Source organism: Williamwhitmania taraxaci, from assembly GCF_900096565.1.
GTDB classification, from domain to species: domain Bacteria; phylum Bacteroidota; class Bacteroidia; order Bacteroidales; family Williamwhitmaniaceae; genus Williamwhitmania; species Williamwhitmania taraxaci.
Window position 1 is genome coordinate 1 of record NZ_FMYP01000038.1, and the last position, 13,863, is coordinate 13,863.

Consider the following 13,863-nt stretch of genomic DNA (forward strand, 5'->3'; position numbering starts at 1 on the left):
AGAAACCATTGTCTCGCTTTATTCAGTAACTCTTCATAATTATCGACCCTTACAAATCCGGTAGCATCCACAGCAACCGGAATACCAATCACTACGGGTGCTAGTATTTCCAAAATTTTGTATCCACAAACAATACTCTCTGAATTATCGGGATTTGAAGAGTGGCAGAGCTTTTCGTTGCTATTCAAAATGGTTACACAAAAATCGACCCCAACCTTTTGCCGCATGTACAGTAAATCAGGAACGACATAATCTAGAAGGTTGTCATTGATCGGTAACGACCTAACCTTATCCATGCAGTAAGCAATTTGTTCGGAATTTCCCATCCGCGCAAGCGCTAAGGAAATATACCACTTGGTTTTTCCCGGCACATCCCTATCCAGCACCTTTTGATACAAAATATCTTTGCCAGTGCCAATAAATCCAGCAAGAAGAACAAAATCCTTATAGTGTTGTATTCGAGTGCTTGATAGTTTCAAATTAATGAGCCTCGCCGATTCTGCGTCAAAATCATCAAGGTTAAAATTTTTAAGATAGCCAAGATTCTGACCTACAATGCCCCCATCCGCATCGCCACCGCCATTGAGCAACCTGTTGACGGCTAATGTTCGATTCTCGTTACTCTGGATAGCCTTTTTGTAGGTTAAATAGTATGCCTTTTGCCGAATTCGGGTAAGCGTATCGCCATAAAACGGGCTTAATTTATTAAGCAGATTCTCGAGATCACTGTCTCTAATAATAGCTTGCTCGGTGCTATAATTCGACACGCCTGTTCGACCATATTCCTGCAAATAACTTGCTACATCATTAGCATAGATCCGTGGAGCAGCAACGAGCAAAATGATACTAATAATCAATCGCATATAATTTGTTTAATGCACTAGCAAGTAAACATAACACTTTATTTTTATTGCGCAATTTTTATATCACCAAAATCCAGCGCTTTGTCAAACACTCTAAGCAAAATCAATGCTTTTATTCAGTTACAATAATCTGTTCGGAAGTGACGCCCCCAGCTCGCGCGGACATTTTTGCTGTCCGTTCCCACCAACCACACACAGCGTAAATATAGCCAAAACCATGCACGCCGATGGCAGCTGCCCAGCCGGCCCTAGCGCACGACACGGTTGCGAGGATGTTTCGTCCGGCTGAAGCAACTTACGCCAACGCCTACATTACGGTATTAAAATATAATCACTTTTCGGGGTGGACTCAGGTATTAACACCTAAAGGATGAGGACATTATCTCTTGTTCTGCTCTGGATATACTAATTTCCTGCGCTACTTCTTTCCAACAACTTACTGCAGCCTTAACGTCCCTAATTATTGTATCCATAGCGGAATCTGTAAGCTGAAAATACTCACCCACGCTTTTTGCAAGGTCAAAATCCAACGCATTATTATCGGTATCAATATTCAGGGCCAATCCCTCTTTTTCGATTGAGGGATTAATATCAAATGCCGGAGAAAGAATCCAACCGTGTTTAGTTAAAATAAAGCCATGATTCCGTAGGTGGTCATCGGTGTTTGATACAGCTATACTAAAAACGATCCTTCGCCATAGCTGATTCAAATCTTTTTTGTTTTGACAGCCCATAAACTGTATGAATTCAGCAATGTCGAGATAGCTGGCTGGCTTTTCCTTAATGGTTTCTTCATTATTTCCAGTCATGGTCATTGCACTGGCAAAATGTATTCTCTCCCCATTAAGGCGGTAAAAACGCTTCGTAAAGAAAGTATGATACTTGCCTGAGATCTTCTCAATTCTTGATTCTGCCATTTCTATCCCGGCGCTTATAACCAGCTTATAGGCTAGAAATTCCCACGCTGCCTTATTCGTTGTATCACCTTGGGATGGAAACTTTGCTATCCACAAATCACCGTGCTCGTCCACTAAATTCGCTTTTGGCCTTGCGCCACCTAAGGAAGAGCCTGGTGCCATTAGTATTGCAAGCCACTTTTTTACAGCGTTGCTATCTTCCTCCGATTCGAGCACTTCAGCAGCGTGTTGCAATTCTCGGACATGGTTCATTGGCGGAATAGACGAATCGTGATTGTTATCCAAAAAAGGTCCATCAGATTCTAACTTAAACCGTAATGCACCCATTCTACATTCATCAAACACACCAAGTAAGAAATCAATATCATATAAATTTGGCGCAGGTCTACCCTCCTCCTTTGCATTTAGTGCAGAACGTCTTTTCATTAGAGTTCGGCCCCAAGTATCGGGCATCGAATCAAAAAACACACCGAAATTCTCTTTCCCGTTAGGATATTGCGGTCCCTTATACCATCCAATATCAGGATCTAATAAAATTTGCTCCGATGAATGAATCCAGTCAGACGAATATTCAAAACTAAAAGCCTTTTTGCCTTTTGCTTGTTGAGCACTAAGTATGCCGATTAGCTTGGGTTCTTTCATTCCCATCCAATGAGCATAAACCAAAATATCCGTTTTTGTAGTTGCCATATTACTTGTTTCCGGTTAAGCTAAGATCTTGAAGCTTTCTGCCAAAGCTATCGTCAGCAGCAAGTTTCAAAAAGTCATCTTGCAATCCTAATACTCTGAAAGTATTAAAATAAGCAGCCATTGAAACACTCCCATTCCCTCTCTCAATTTGGTACAAAGTAGATCTATTAATTCCAGCCCGTTCGCTTACCTGTATTGTAGTCAGTTTCCTACGCTTTCGGGCTAGTTTGATATTTTCACCTACTTGTTCCATTATCTTTTGGTGCTTTGGGAACAATACCTTCTTCTTGGTGTTCATTGGTATATGTTGTTTATTATCCACAAATATATACATATTGATGATAATAGTCAACACTTATAACTAAAGATTAACATCAGTGCCCGAATTCAAATTACAAATACAACTTATCGGATAGCAGTGAGAAGAGCATTACATTTTTCCCGTCAGTGCCCTGCGAGCCTTGGCAGATGTAAAAACAGCAAAAACCATGAACGCCGGTAGCAGCCACGATAAGCGCACGGCAGATATTCAGGATGTTTCGTCCGGTTGCAACGGCTTACGCCAGCGAAAAGTCCGAGTGCGACTAGTATTCCGCCGCGTAGTAGTCGCGCCCGGACTAGCTGCATTGCTTGCAAGGACGGAAGCGTTGTCCAGCGGCAACGGCTTTAATCCACCTCGCTTGGCCTGCTTGCCGTATGGGCAACATGCCCATGCCACCGCTTTGTGCTCTAGGCATGGCTGCGGTTATGCAAGCTTGCTGCAAAGTGACTGTGTTGCGCATTGGCAATGGTTCGTAGTTCACGGACAGCATGTCTGCACAATCGGGGGCGAAGAAATTTAAATTACCGCGACATTAATTTAAGTTATTTGCCTTTTTCTTAAATAAGAACTATCTTTGTTAAACCTAATAAAGGAGATGAAAAACTACATATCTGGAAACTACATAAGTCAAGGCTACTACAAAAGTTTCGTCCCAACGAGCATCAATAGGCAGTGGCAGATAGAAAACATGGAGGTGTTCCATTTACTCAGTCAGGCCGACCGAGAGCTGGGCAGGTTGGATATGTACTCTAAGTATATTCCAAATTTGGAGCTCTTCATTAGCATGCACGTTATAAAGGAAGCAACCCAAAGCAGCAGGATAGAAGGGACAAGGACAAACATGGAAGAGGCTCTTTTAGACAAGGAAGATGTGCCTCTTGACAAAAGAGATGATTGGGAGGAGGTTCAAAACTACATACAGGCCATGGATGCAGCGATAGCCGTAATGAAGGATTTGCCCTTTTCGTCACTACTTATAAGGGAAACCCATAAAACGCTGATGCAAGGGGTTCGAGGTAAGAACAAGCAGCCGGGAGAATTCAGAACAAGCCAGAATTGGATAGGAGGCGTAACAATTAATGACGCTACATTTATTCCACCTCCACACACCTCCGTTCCGGACCTCATGAGCGATATCGAACGGTTTACGCATAATGAAAATATATTTCTACCTGACCTGCTTAAAATTGCACTCATACACTACCAATTTGAAACAATTCACCCCTTCTTAGATGGAAATGGTAGAATCGGAAGGCTACTAATTACCCTTTACCTAGTAAATAAAGGAATCTTAAAAAGACCTATTCTCTATTTGTCCGATTTCTTTGAAAGAAACAGAGGGTTGTACTACGATAATTTAATGACTGTTAGGGTGAAGAATAACCTGGATCAATGGTTTAAGTTCTTTTTGGTAGGTGTTATCGAGACTTCTCAAAAGGGTATACAAACATTCGATAGCATACTGCAGCTAGAAAAGCAGGTTACCGCTCAGCTACAAACCCTTGGGAGCAGAGCTGCCAATGCCCAAAAGGTGGTGAACTATCTATACCAAAGACCGATGCTAAATGCAGAAAAAGTCAGCGAAATTGCAGCAATTTCAGCACCTTCGGCATACAAGCTAATTGAAGAACTCGAAAAGTTAAATATTCTGAAGGAGATTACCGGCGGCCAACGGAAAAGAGTTTACATATTCGAGGATTACCTCAATATTTTTAAGTAAACCTAGCTGGCACGAAACCTCCTTCGGCGGTCAGGCTATTTTTCCTGTCCGTGCCCTGCAAGCCTTGGCTGATGTAAATGTAGCAAAAAACCAGCACGCTGGTGGTAGATGCGCAACCCCAGCGCACGATAGATATTCAGGACGTTCCGTCCGGCTGAAGCAGCATACGCCAGCGAAAAGTCCGAGTGCGACTAGTATTCCGCCGCGTAGTAGTCGCGCCCGGACTAGCTGCATTGCTTGCAAGGACGGAAGCGTTGTCCGGCTGCAACGGCTTTAATCCACCTCGCTTGGCCTGCTTGCCGTATGAGCAGCATGCCCATGCCACCGCTTTATCTTCTTGGCATGGCTGCGGATATACTACCTTACTGCTAAGCGCCTGTTTTGATGATCTATCCACAGCGAACGGACGTTCCGTCCGCTCAACCAATGCTATACGTTCGGGCTAGCGTGGTGATTTAACTTTTTTTATTCCCGAGTATATCCTCTGGATATTTAATCAAGTAACCAATGGCGATAAAACTTGTAATTAACCCAGCAAGCAAAAAGCCCCAAGCCATACCGATGCTTTTCTCATATGGAATAATTATTTTATCGCCCTTTTCTATCTGAGCAATTTCATTTTTTCTATTGTCTGTATGTAACCATATAATAATTATATCTCCTATCGATAATGATTTGTCAATAATTTCCATGTGTGATTTAATCGTTGTAGTATAATCAATTTGATTATTTGTCATTGTTATTATTGTGGTGGGTGATGTATATACCGTATTTTTGAATTTATATTGAACGTCCCTATTTTCAATTTTTTCAATTACCCCTTTTGCCTGTGGAAATTTATTAACATCCACAAGCAAATGATTTCCACCATAATATGTAAAACACATTCCAATGGGCAATAGGAATAGCAATGTCCGAAAATACCTAGTTTTGTTAAAGAAACCCATAACTCAATTATTTAATTATCCTAAATTCAAATAACAAATACAACTTATCGGATAGCAGTGAGAAGAGCATTACATTTTTCCCGTCAGTGCCCAGCACGCCAATGCAAGTGTAAATATAACAAAAAACCTGCATCGTGGTAGCAGCTGCGCAACCCCAGCGCACGGCATATATTCAGGACGTGCCCTCCAGCTACCAAAAGCCTTAAGCCGCCTCGCTTGGCAAGCTTACCGTATGCGCAACATGCCCATGCCACCGCTTTTTGCTCTTGGCTAGGCTGCGGTTATGCTACCTTACTGCAAAGTGCCTGTTTTGCTGCACTGACCACCTTTTGCAGCGAACGGACGAAAGACGTCCGCTCGAGCAGTGCTAGTTGTCCGGGCTAGCGGGGTTAGCGCCTGTGCTGGCTGCACTGGCAACGGTTCGTAGTTCACGGACAGCATGTCCGCGATAGCGGGGTGTGTTAAATCCGCGCCAGCAGGTGAATCAGTCCAACTCAATTCCTTTTTTTTCTGCGATTCTAGAAGAGATAACCTCAGGATGCTTTATTATTGCATAAACCATTATTGCCAATAGAAAAAGACCAACAACAAGAAATCCTATATCAATATGCATTTCTGATAATTGATCGTATTCAACAATAACGTCATCATTAACCTTTATCTGTTCAATCTCACCATATGTGTTTCCCAACCAAATCTCAATGTTTGCATTTTTTTTTGCAACTTTTTTAATTGCGATTATATGTTTTGCAACCCATGTGCCAAAAATAATTTCATTACTATTAAGTTTAATTGTAACACCATAGTTTCCTCTAGTTGTATCTTTAAATTGCACATATCCATCTTTTATCCACTCCAAACGCCCCTTGTAATATTCCAACTTTTCCAACGGAGGTGTCTGAACAATTCCTTTAGTACCTAGAAATATACAAACTATTGCTCCGACCAACATTTTACCAGCATGGGTCTGAACAGGATCATTCAGAAACTTGAATTTCATACGTAGCCTCCCCTATGTTTTTGATTAAATCATCAATATGCTTTGCCTCATTAACACCCAGATCGCACGGACATTTTTCCTGTCCGTGCCCTGCAAGCCTTGGCAGATGTAAATGTAGCAAAAAACTAGCACGCGGGTAGCAACTGCGCATCCTTGTATAGCACCCGGAACGATTGCACGGACGGCCGGTCCAGCGGTAGCAGGAATCGTGTTCATCAAATACCCTCAAACGAATTACAAACGAGTGGGTTGTATGCCATGCTGCAAACTTACCGAGAAAGCGCCTTTCGATAAAACCCCAACTTTTTCGTCAGGGTTCCCAATATTTCCGTTACTTTGCCATAAAATTCTGTTATAACGGATATGGTTGGATTTGGACTTGTATTGAATTTGTCGTGGGTGGTAACGCTAATTGCATTTGTTGCCATATTTATTGCCCCATCGAAGAATAAAGGTTACGTAGCAGCAATTTTAGTCGCAATAAACGCCCTGGCAACAAGCTGGCTGGCAATAGCGGCGCTTCAGGGCGATGTGGTTGATTTTTCGATTAACGCAGGATCGTTCTTAGGCTCCATCCCCATTCGTATCGATGGGCTATCGGCGTGGTTTATCCTAATCATCAACTTCACCTGCATAACCGGCGTAATTTATGGTATCGGATATTTAAAGGGTTACTCCAATGCGGCCTCAAAGCTAACCATGCACTGGATACTCTTTGGGCTGTTCCACCTCTCCATGGTGTGGGTATGTATGCTCCAGAACGCTTTTGCATTCCTCATTGCGTGGGAAGTAATGTCGCTATCGTCGATGATGCTAGTGATTTTCGACCATCATAATCCAAAGACCCTTAAGGCCGGGATGAATTACCTCGTGCAGATGCACATCAGCGTGGTGTTTCTCACCATTGGCTTTATCTGGGTGTATTTTCAAACGGGGTCGCTCGATTTTAATGCGTTTCATATCTTCTTTGGAAACAATAGCAATATATGGCTGTTTGTAATTTTCTTTATTGGCTTCGGCCTTAAGGCTGGCTTTATTCCCCTACACAGCTGGTTGCCCCACGCGCACCCTGCAGCACCGTCGCACGTTTCGGGGGTAATGTCAGGGGTAATCGTGAAGCTGGGGATCTACGGTATTTTTCGTGTTATCTCCTACCTAAGCACCGATTACCTTTTGTTGGGGGAAATCGTAATTACCATCTCGGTACTGACCGGCTTGTATGGGATCCTCAACGCTGCCGTTCACCGCGATTTTAAGCGAATGCTCGCCTACTGCACCATCGAAAACATAGGCATTATTGGCATTGGTATCGGTATTGGGCTTATTGGCCTCGGCAGTAACATGCAAATACTCTATTTTTTAGGCTTTGGGGGCGCGCTGCTGCATGTGCTCAACCACTCGCTGTTTAAATCGCTGCTATTCTATTCGGCCGGCTCGGTTTACCAGCAAACCCACACCCGCGACATGGATAAGCTGGGCGGGCTTATAAAGGTGATGCCCAAAACGGCAGTAACCTTTCTAGTTGGGGCAATTGCCATTGGAGGCATCCCTCCGTTCAACGGATTTGTATCGGAGTTTTTAATCTATAACGGGCTGATCGACGGCCTCGGCTCCGGCAGCCTCAGCCTGATAAGCCTGTTTGTGCTCACCTTTGCCGGGCTGAGCATTATTGGGGGACTATCGATACTAACCTTTACCAAAACGTTTGGAACCATATTTCTGGGAAGTCCACGTCAACATTTGCATCAGGAACCACGTGAGGTTTCGTCCCTCATGCTAATCCCCCAGTATGTAATTATTGCGGTTATGCTGAGCGTAGCGTTTATCCCTCAACTCTACCTTGGAGTGGTTGGACGCATACTCTCCGGGTTCAACAGAACCGCTGTAGGTTTCGACCTTATCGAATTCAACTCCTACTCCACCACCATTGCGCAGATAGGTCTCTACTTTGCTGGCTTTGTTGCACTCATTGGACTGTTCTTGTCTATTCGATGGATTGTAAGCAAAAGCAAGCCACAGCGCGTGGATGCCACGTGGGGTTGCGCCTATACAGCACCAAACACGCGTATGCAATACTCCGGAAAGTCATTTTCGAAACCGTTGGGCAAGACCTTCAACTTCCTGCTGCTAGAGCGGAAAAAGTTTACGGAATTGGAACCAGGGGAGATTTTCCCGACACCGCGCAAGTATGCCTCCTACTACCACGATTTTTTTGAAAGTCGTTTCATCAGCCTCATAACGAATCGGCTGGTATATACGGCTAACTACTTTCGGTTCATCCAGAATGGACGAACCCAAACCTACGTGCTTTACGGAATTGTTTTTGTAATGGCCATATTCATTCTAACGGTGCTAAATATTATTCGATGAACCTAGTTTTGGCATTCCTGCTGATAACCATCTTGATACTATTCACCACTCCGTTTTTACCAGTAAAGGCGAAGGGCATAGTATTCTTCTTGGCGATTCTCGTGAATGCTGCACTTTCGGGGTTCCTTGCACTGAATGCCCTTATCGGTAGTCCCGCTGAATTTATCTTTGCGGGAAGCTGGGTTACCGGTCCCATTGCTTTGCGCATCGATGCCCTGTCGGGTTGGTTCGTCCTAATCATTAACTTTGTATTTGTTACTGGCGGTTTTTATGGGCTCTTCTATATGAATAGCTACCGGGAGCAAAAAACCAACCTAACATTACACGGGATTGGCTTTATTCTGCTGCATGCCGCGCTCATAGCACTCAGTGTTATTCAAAACTCCATCGCATTTCTCGTGGCGTGGGAAATTATGGCTCTTTCTGCTTTTATTTCGGTGATTTTTGAGCACGAGAAGGTAGCTACCATTAAAGCTGGAATAAACTACCTTATCCACTCGCACGTCTCCCTGCTGTTTCTTATGCTTGGCTTTATGTGGGTGGCATCTAAAACCGGCAGCTACGACTTTGCGGCCATTGCCACCTATACGGCCAACCATAACGGAGCCGACTCGTTGGCCCTATTTCTCTTCTTCTTTTTTGGATTTGCCATAAAGGCGGGCTTTGTGCCCTTTCACACTTGGCTACCCTACGCCCACCCGGCAGCACCGGCACACATTTCGGGGGTAATGTCGGGGGTGATGATTAAGATTGGTATCTACGGTATCCTACGGATGATCCTGCTAATTAAGGCCGACTACACGGCCATTGGCCACGTGATTATTGTATTTTCGGTAATCTCTGGGATGTATGGTGTGATGCTAGCAATTATACAGCATAACCTTAAGCGGTTGCTGGCCTACCACAGCATTGAAAACATTGGAATAATTGGGCTCGGAATTGGAATTGGCTGTATCGGTTTGGGCGATGGAAATCAGGTGCTGGCCGCGCTTGGATTTGCCGGTGCGCTGCTGCACACCCTGAACCACGCCCTGTTTAAGTCGCTACTATTCTACACGGCCGGAATTGTATACCAAGCCACCCATACCCTCAACGTAGAGCATTTGGGCGGACTGATAAAGAAAATGCCACAAACGGCCATCCTCTTCCTGATTGCGGCTATTGCCATTTCGGGCATTCCACCCTTCAACGGATTTATTTCGGAGTTTATCATATACAGCGGTTTATACCACTGGCTTCAGAGCGCAATGCTGGTTTCGCTTATCACTATTACCATTTCGGTAATGGCCTTGGTAATGATTGGCGGACTGGCCCTGCTATGCTTTACCAAAGCCTTTGGCGTGGTATTTTTGGGTAACCCGCGGCATGCGTTTCAGCATGAGGTTAAGGAGCCACCATTCCTTCAACTTTTGCCACTCTACCTGGTAGCGTTTATGATTGTATTCATCGGTTTATACCCACAACTCTTCCTGAGTATGCTGATTAAACCCGTAAACCTACTGACAGGGAATGAGCTGGTGACATTCAACCCATTTACGGGAATCGAATTTTCCGCACTGGCTCCCATCACCTACGCTTCGTGGGGCTTTGTCCTGCTGGTGGCGGCCATATACTCAATCCGAAAATTTGTGCTGCAGAAAAGGGTTGTGGACACCACCGCCGATACGTGGGGATGTGCCTATGTTGCTCCACCGGTATCGCTTCAGTATACCGCAAGTTCCTTTGTTCGTTCATACTCCAAGCTATTTAAGCTGGTGCTACTAACCTTTAAGAACGAGAAGGAGGTCAATGGCATCTTTCCAACCGAAGGGCGCTACGAAACGCACACCTACGACAAGATTGAAAAGTGGGTTGTGGACGTTCCCATCAAGGCTTTAAAATCTTTCTTGGGGCGGTTCCTCTTTGTTCAGAATGGGAAGCTCCAACTTTACATTATCTATGGAATAGTATTCATTGTTTCCGTTATCTGCATCCCCATTTTTTACGATAAAATTGCCTCATTTATTGATATTTTAAAGCAACTATAACATGCTGAGTTTTGTATTAATCATACTGGCTGGAATTTTCTTTACCGGAATCATCATTCGGACCAAGAGCATTGCCTCGGGGCGAAAAGGACCCGGTATTCTACAGCCGATAAAGGATGTAATCCGGCTCTTTAAGAAAGGAGCGGTTTACAGCAAAACCACGAGTTTTGTCTTTCAGATAGCGCCAACCATTTACTTTTCGTCGGTAGTAATGGCCATGATGGTGGTGCCTTTGGGCCAATCGAAGGGCATCATCAGTTTCAATGGCGATTTCATCTTCTTTGCCTACGTGCTGGCGCTGGGCAAGTTCATGAGCATAATTGCGGCCATGGATACTGGCAGCAGCTTCGAGGGGATGGGGGCCAGCAGAGAGGCGCTCTACTCCATGTTTGCCGAGCCTGCCTTTTTTATCCTCATGGGCTCGCTTGCCCTACTCACGGGGCATACCTCGTTTCAGGAGATATTCGCCGATTTACACCTTGGTTCCTACACCACCTACGCGCTGGCAGGGCTAGCCACATTCGTGTTGACCATGGTTGCTATGATTGAGAATAGCCGCATGCCCATCGACGACCCTAAAACGCACCTGGAGCTAACCATGGTGCATGAGGTAATGATTCTGGACAATAGCGGCTTCGATCTTGGGCTCATACTTACAGCCGGTTACCTGAAATTTGCCCTATATGGCGCCCTAATCGCAAATCTGTTTATTGGTTCCATTTCGTATGAATATGCCATACCACTATTCTTTGCCATCCAATTTCTAGTGGCAGTAGGGATGGGTATCGTAGAATCGTTTATGGCGCGTTTCCGAATGAGTCACAACGCCCAGTTTATTGTAGCGCTTACCTCCGTATCGCTACTCATATTCTTTAGTGTATTGTTGATCTTAGGCAAGTTCATTTAATCTCATAAAGCATAAAGAAATGATAAATGTATTACTCATAACGTTTCTGATGACCCTGTTCTATATGGCAATTGCCAATAGAATGCTCACCTACATAAAGGTGTTGGCATTTCAGGGTGTCTTGCTGTTTGTGGTGGTATTTTTCCAGTTGAAAGAGATCGACACGCTTAACTTGTCCCTAATTCTTCTGGAAACTATCGGATTTAAAACCATAGCGGTGCCGCTGTTTTTGACTCACCTCCTCAAGCGCAACAGCATTACCAGAGAGGCAGAGCCCTTTCTACCAAACTTCGTCTCACTCATAATTGTGACCCTGATTGTGGTGGTAACCATACTCCTTTCCAGTGCCATCCAAGACCCAAATCTCGATAAGATATTCTTTGTGGTAGCGCTATCGACCCTATTCACCGGATTGTATTTTATTGCCTCCCGTCGCAAAATCATTACCCACGTAATGGGATACCTCATCATCGAAAATGGTGTTTTTGTGCTCTCGCTGGCTGTAGGAAATGAAATGCCCATGCTGGTGAATTTAGGTATCATGCTCGATATCTTCGCCAGCGTTCTTATTCTAGGCATCTTCCTGAATAAAATTGGGGACGTATTTAAAACGGTAGACGTAAACGAACTCAGTGAGTTGAAGGATTATTAACCTGCTAATTTAAAGTTTCATGATATTACCTTACCTCATAGGGGCCTTACTCATTGGCATTGCCCTAATTGTAAACAGGAGTAAAGTTGTTAACTATGCGCTGATGGGTGCCTTTCTGGTCCTGCAGTGGGGGATTACCATCTATGCCTGTTTCCACTACCAGGAGACCGACCTGGACTATTTCACCTTCGATTCGCTGGGCTTAATACTACTCATTACCCTAAGTATTATAGCCGTTCCAGCAGTAATTCACAGCTGGCTTTACATTGAACGGCACGACGAAACGCCGCAATCGCGAGGGGTGTATTTTGCGGCCATCGTTGGGCTGATCATGGCCATTGGGGCAGGCTACCTCTCCAACCATATTGCGGTGACCTGGATCTTTACCGAGGTTACCACGCTTTGCGCCTCTGCCCTGATATATCACCACCGTAATAAGCTGGCGCTAGAGGGCACGTGGAAGTATGTGTTTATCTGTGCCATCAGCATTACCTTTATCTTTATTGGAATACTGTTTCTAAGCCTTTCACTTGGGAAAGCAGCCTCCGACGACCTTTCGTTTAAATACCTCATAGCCCATAGCGATAAGCTCAACCCATTTTGGTTGCAGCTGGCGTTCCTATTCATATTCACTGGATTTACGGCAAAGCTAGGCTTAGTTCCAATGTTTACCGCTGGTGTCGATGCCAAGGATAAAGCCCCTGGCCCAGCAGCGGCACTACTTTCGAGCGTTCTCATGAACTTGGGATTTGTTGGGATCTTCCGCATCTATGTGGTGGTGGCCAATACGCCCTTGCACCATTGGGCCAATCTAGTAATCGGCATTGCCGCTTTTTTATCGGTATTTGTGGCAACGGTTTACATGATAAAAGTAAAGAATATCAAGCGAATGTTTGCCTACTCCAGCATTGAGCACATGGGGTTAGTAATGCTGGGTATTGCCATGGGTGGCATTGGTTACTATGCGGCTATTTTACACATTGTGCTGCATGCGCTGGTAAAATCGAGCCTTTTCTTTCAGTACAACCAGATTTATAGGGTGTTTCAAAGCAAAAGCATATACAGTGTTGGCAACTACTTTAAGTACAACCCCACGGGAGCCATCGTGCTACTTTTCTGCTTTATTAGCGCTACCGCAATGCCACCATCGGGTCTATTTGTGAGCGAATTTCTCATCTTCCGCTCCATGTTTGAGGCCCACCAGCTGCTTCTCCTAATTGCGATTTTATTACTGCTCACCATGATTATATGGGCATTTGGAAAGAACATCTTTAAAATGCTCTTTATTCCTCCTGTTGGAATCGACGAAAGAGAAATCCCCACTATCAACCCATGGGAATCGACCTCTCAAATAGTTTTGCTGCTAGGCTCTGTTTACCTCGGTTTAAACCCACCTCTAGCATTCGTTCACCTTATCAAGGAAAGTCTAATGTTTTTACCCCAGTAAT

The 13,863-nt window shown here is 44.5% G+C and carries 13 protein-coding genes; 7 read left to right on the top strand and 6 right to left on the bottom strand.

Features of this window, described 5'->3' with window-relative positions:
- On the bottom strand, positions 1-863 hold an 863-nt coding region (locus tag BLS65_RS10640; RefSeq protein ID WP_092438783.1), incomplete at its 3' end, for a hypothetical protein.
- A 227-nt stretch (positions 864-1,090) separates the two neighbouring features.
- On the opposite strand from BLS65_RS10640, the gene BLS65_RS18270 reads away from it, so the two are divergent.
- Complete coding sequence (locus tag BLS65_RS18270) at positions 1,091-1,237, top strand: hypothetical protein (protein WP_170830083.1); 147 nt, start codon at positions 1,091-1,093, stop codon at positions 1,235-1,237.
- Here the strand turns inward: BLS65_RS18270 and BLS65_RS10645 are convergent.
- Together BLS65_RS10645 and BLS65_RS10650 are read right to left on the bottom strand one after the other, a co-directional pair.
- The gene (locus BLS65_RS10645; RefSeq protein WP_092438785.1) at positions 1,220-2,470 is read right to left on the bottom strand and encodes a type II toxin-antitoxin system HipA family toxin; all 1,251 of its coding nucleotides are present in this window, start codon (positions 2,468-2,470) and stop codon (positions 1,220-1,222) included. The genes BLS65_RS18270 and BLS65_RS10645 overlap by 18 nt on opposite strands.
- Before the next feature lies 1 nt (position 2,471).
- Entirely contained in the window at positions 2,472-2,768 is a 297-nt protein-coding gene (locus BLS65_RS10650; protein WP_092438787.1) for a helix-turn-helix domain-containing protein, read from the bottom strand.
- 619 nt (positions 2,769-3,387) lie between these two features.
- Between BLS65_RS10650 and BLS65_RS10655 the strand changes: the two genes are divergently transcribed.
- Positions 3,388-4,512 carry a Fic family protein gene (locus BLS65_RS10655; protein WP_092438789.1) on the top strand — a complete coding sequence of 375 codons (1,125 nt, stop codon included), beginning with the start codon at positions 3,388-3,390 and terminating at the stop codon, positions 4,510-4,512.
- A gap of 136 nt (positions 4,513-4,648) precedes the next feature.
- On the opposite strand, the gene BLS65_RS18000 is transcribed toward BLS65_RS10655, so the two are convergent.
- The 3 genes from BLS65_RS18000 to BLS65_RS10665 form a co-directional block, all read right to left on the bottom strand.
- Entirely contained in the window at positions 4,649-4,909 is a 261-nt protein-coding gene (locus tag BLS65_RS18000) for a hypothetical protein (protein ID WP_125869841.1), read from the bottom strand.
- Between the two features lie 58 nt (positions 4,910-4,967).
- Positions 4,968-5,459, bottom strand: coding sequence for a hypothetical protein (locus tag BLS65_RS10660; RefSeq protein ID WP_092438791.1), 492 nt, complete (start codon positions 5,457-5,459; stop codon positions 4,968-4,970).
- A gap of 484 nt (positions 5,460-5,943) precedes the next feature.
- Positions 5,944-6,459, bottom strand: coding sequence for a hypothetical protein (locus BLS65_RS10665; RefSeq protein WP_092438793.1), 516 nt, complete (start codon positions 6,457-6,459; stop codon positions 5,944-5,946).
- A 363-nt stretch (positions 6,460-6,822) separates the two neighbouring features.
- Here BLS65_RS10665 and BLS65_RS10675 point away from each other — a divergent pair, with 363 nt between their 5' ends.
- Genes BLS65_RS10675 through BLS65_RS10695 form a run of 5 tightly spaced genes read left to right on the top strand, consistent with a single transcriptional unit; the run spans position 6,823 to position 13,862 of the window.
- Positions 6,823-8,829, top strand: a complete 2,007-nt coding sequence (locus BLS65_RS10675) for a proton-conducting transporter transmembrane domain-containing protein (protein WP_092438797.1) — start codon at positions 6,823-6,825, stop codon at positions 8,827-8,829.
- Positions 8,826-10,856 (top strand): proton-conducting transporter transmembrane domain-containing protein, encoded by a 2,031-nt coding sequence (locus tag BLS65_RS10680; protein WP_092438799.1) that lies wholly within the window; start codon positions 8,826-8,828, stop codon positions 10,854-10,856. The genes BLS65_RS10675 and BLS65_RS10680 overlap by 4 nt, the downstream gene beginning before the upstream one ends.
- 1 nt (position 10,857) lies before the next feature.
- Entirely contained in the window at positions 10,858-11,763 is a 906-nt protein-coding gene (locus tag BLS65_RS10685; protein ID WP_092438801.1) for a respiratory chain complex I subunit 1 family protein, read from the top strand.
- Positions 11,764-11,782: 19 nt separating this feature from the next.
- Positions 11,783-12,415 carry a hypothetical protein gene (locus BLS65_RS10690; protein WP_125869843.1) on the top strand — a complete coding sequence of 211 codons (633 nt, stop codon included), beginning with the start codon at positions 11,783-11,785 and terminating at the stop codon, positions 12,413-12,415.
- A gap of 19 nt (positions 12,416-12,434) precedes the next feature.
- The gene (locus BLS65_RS10695; RefSeq protein ID WP_092438805.1) at positions 12,435-13,862 is read left to right on the top strand and encodes a complex I subunit 5 family protein; all 1,428 of its coding nucleotides are present in this window, start codon (positions 12,435-12,437) and stop codon (positions 13,860-13,862) included.
- Position 13,863: the final 1 nt, after the last annotated feature.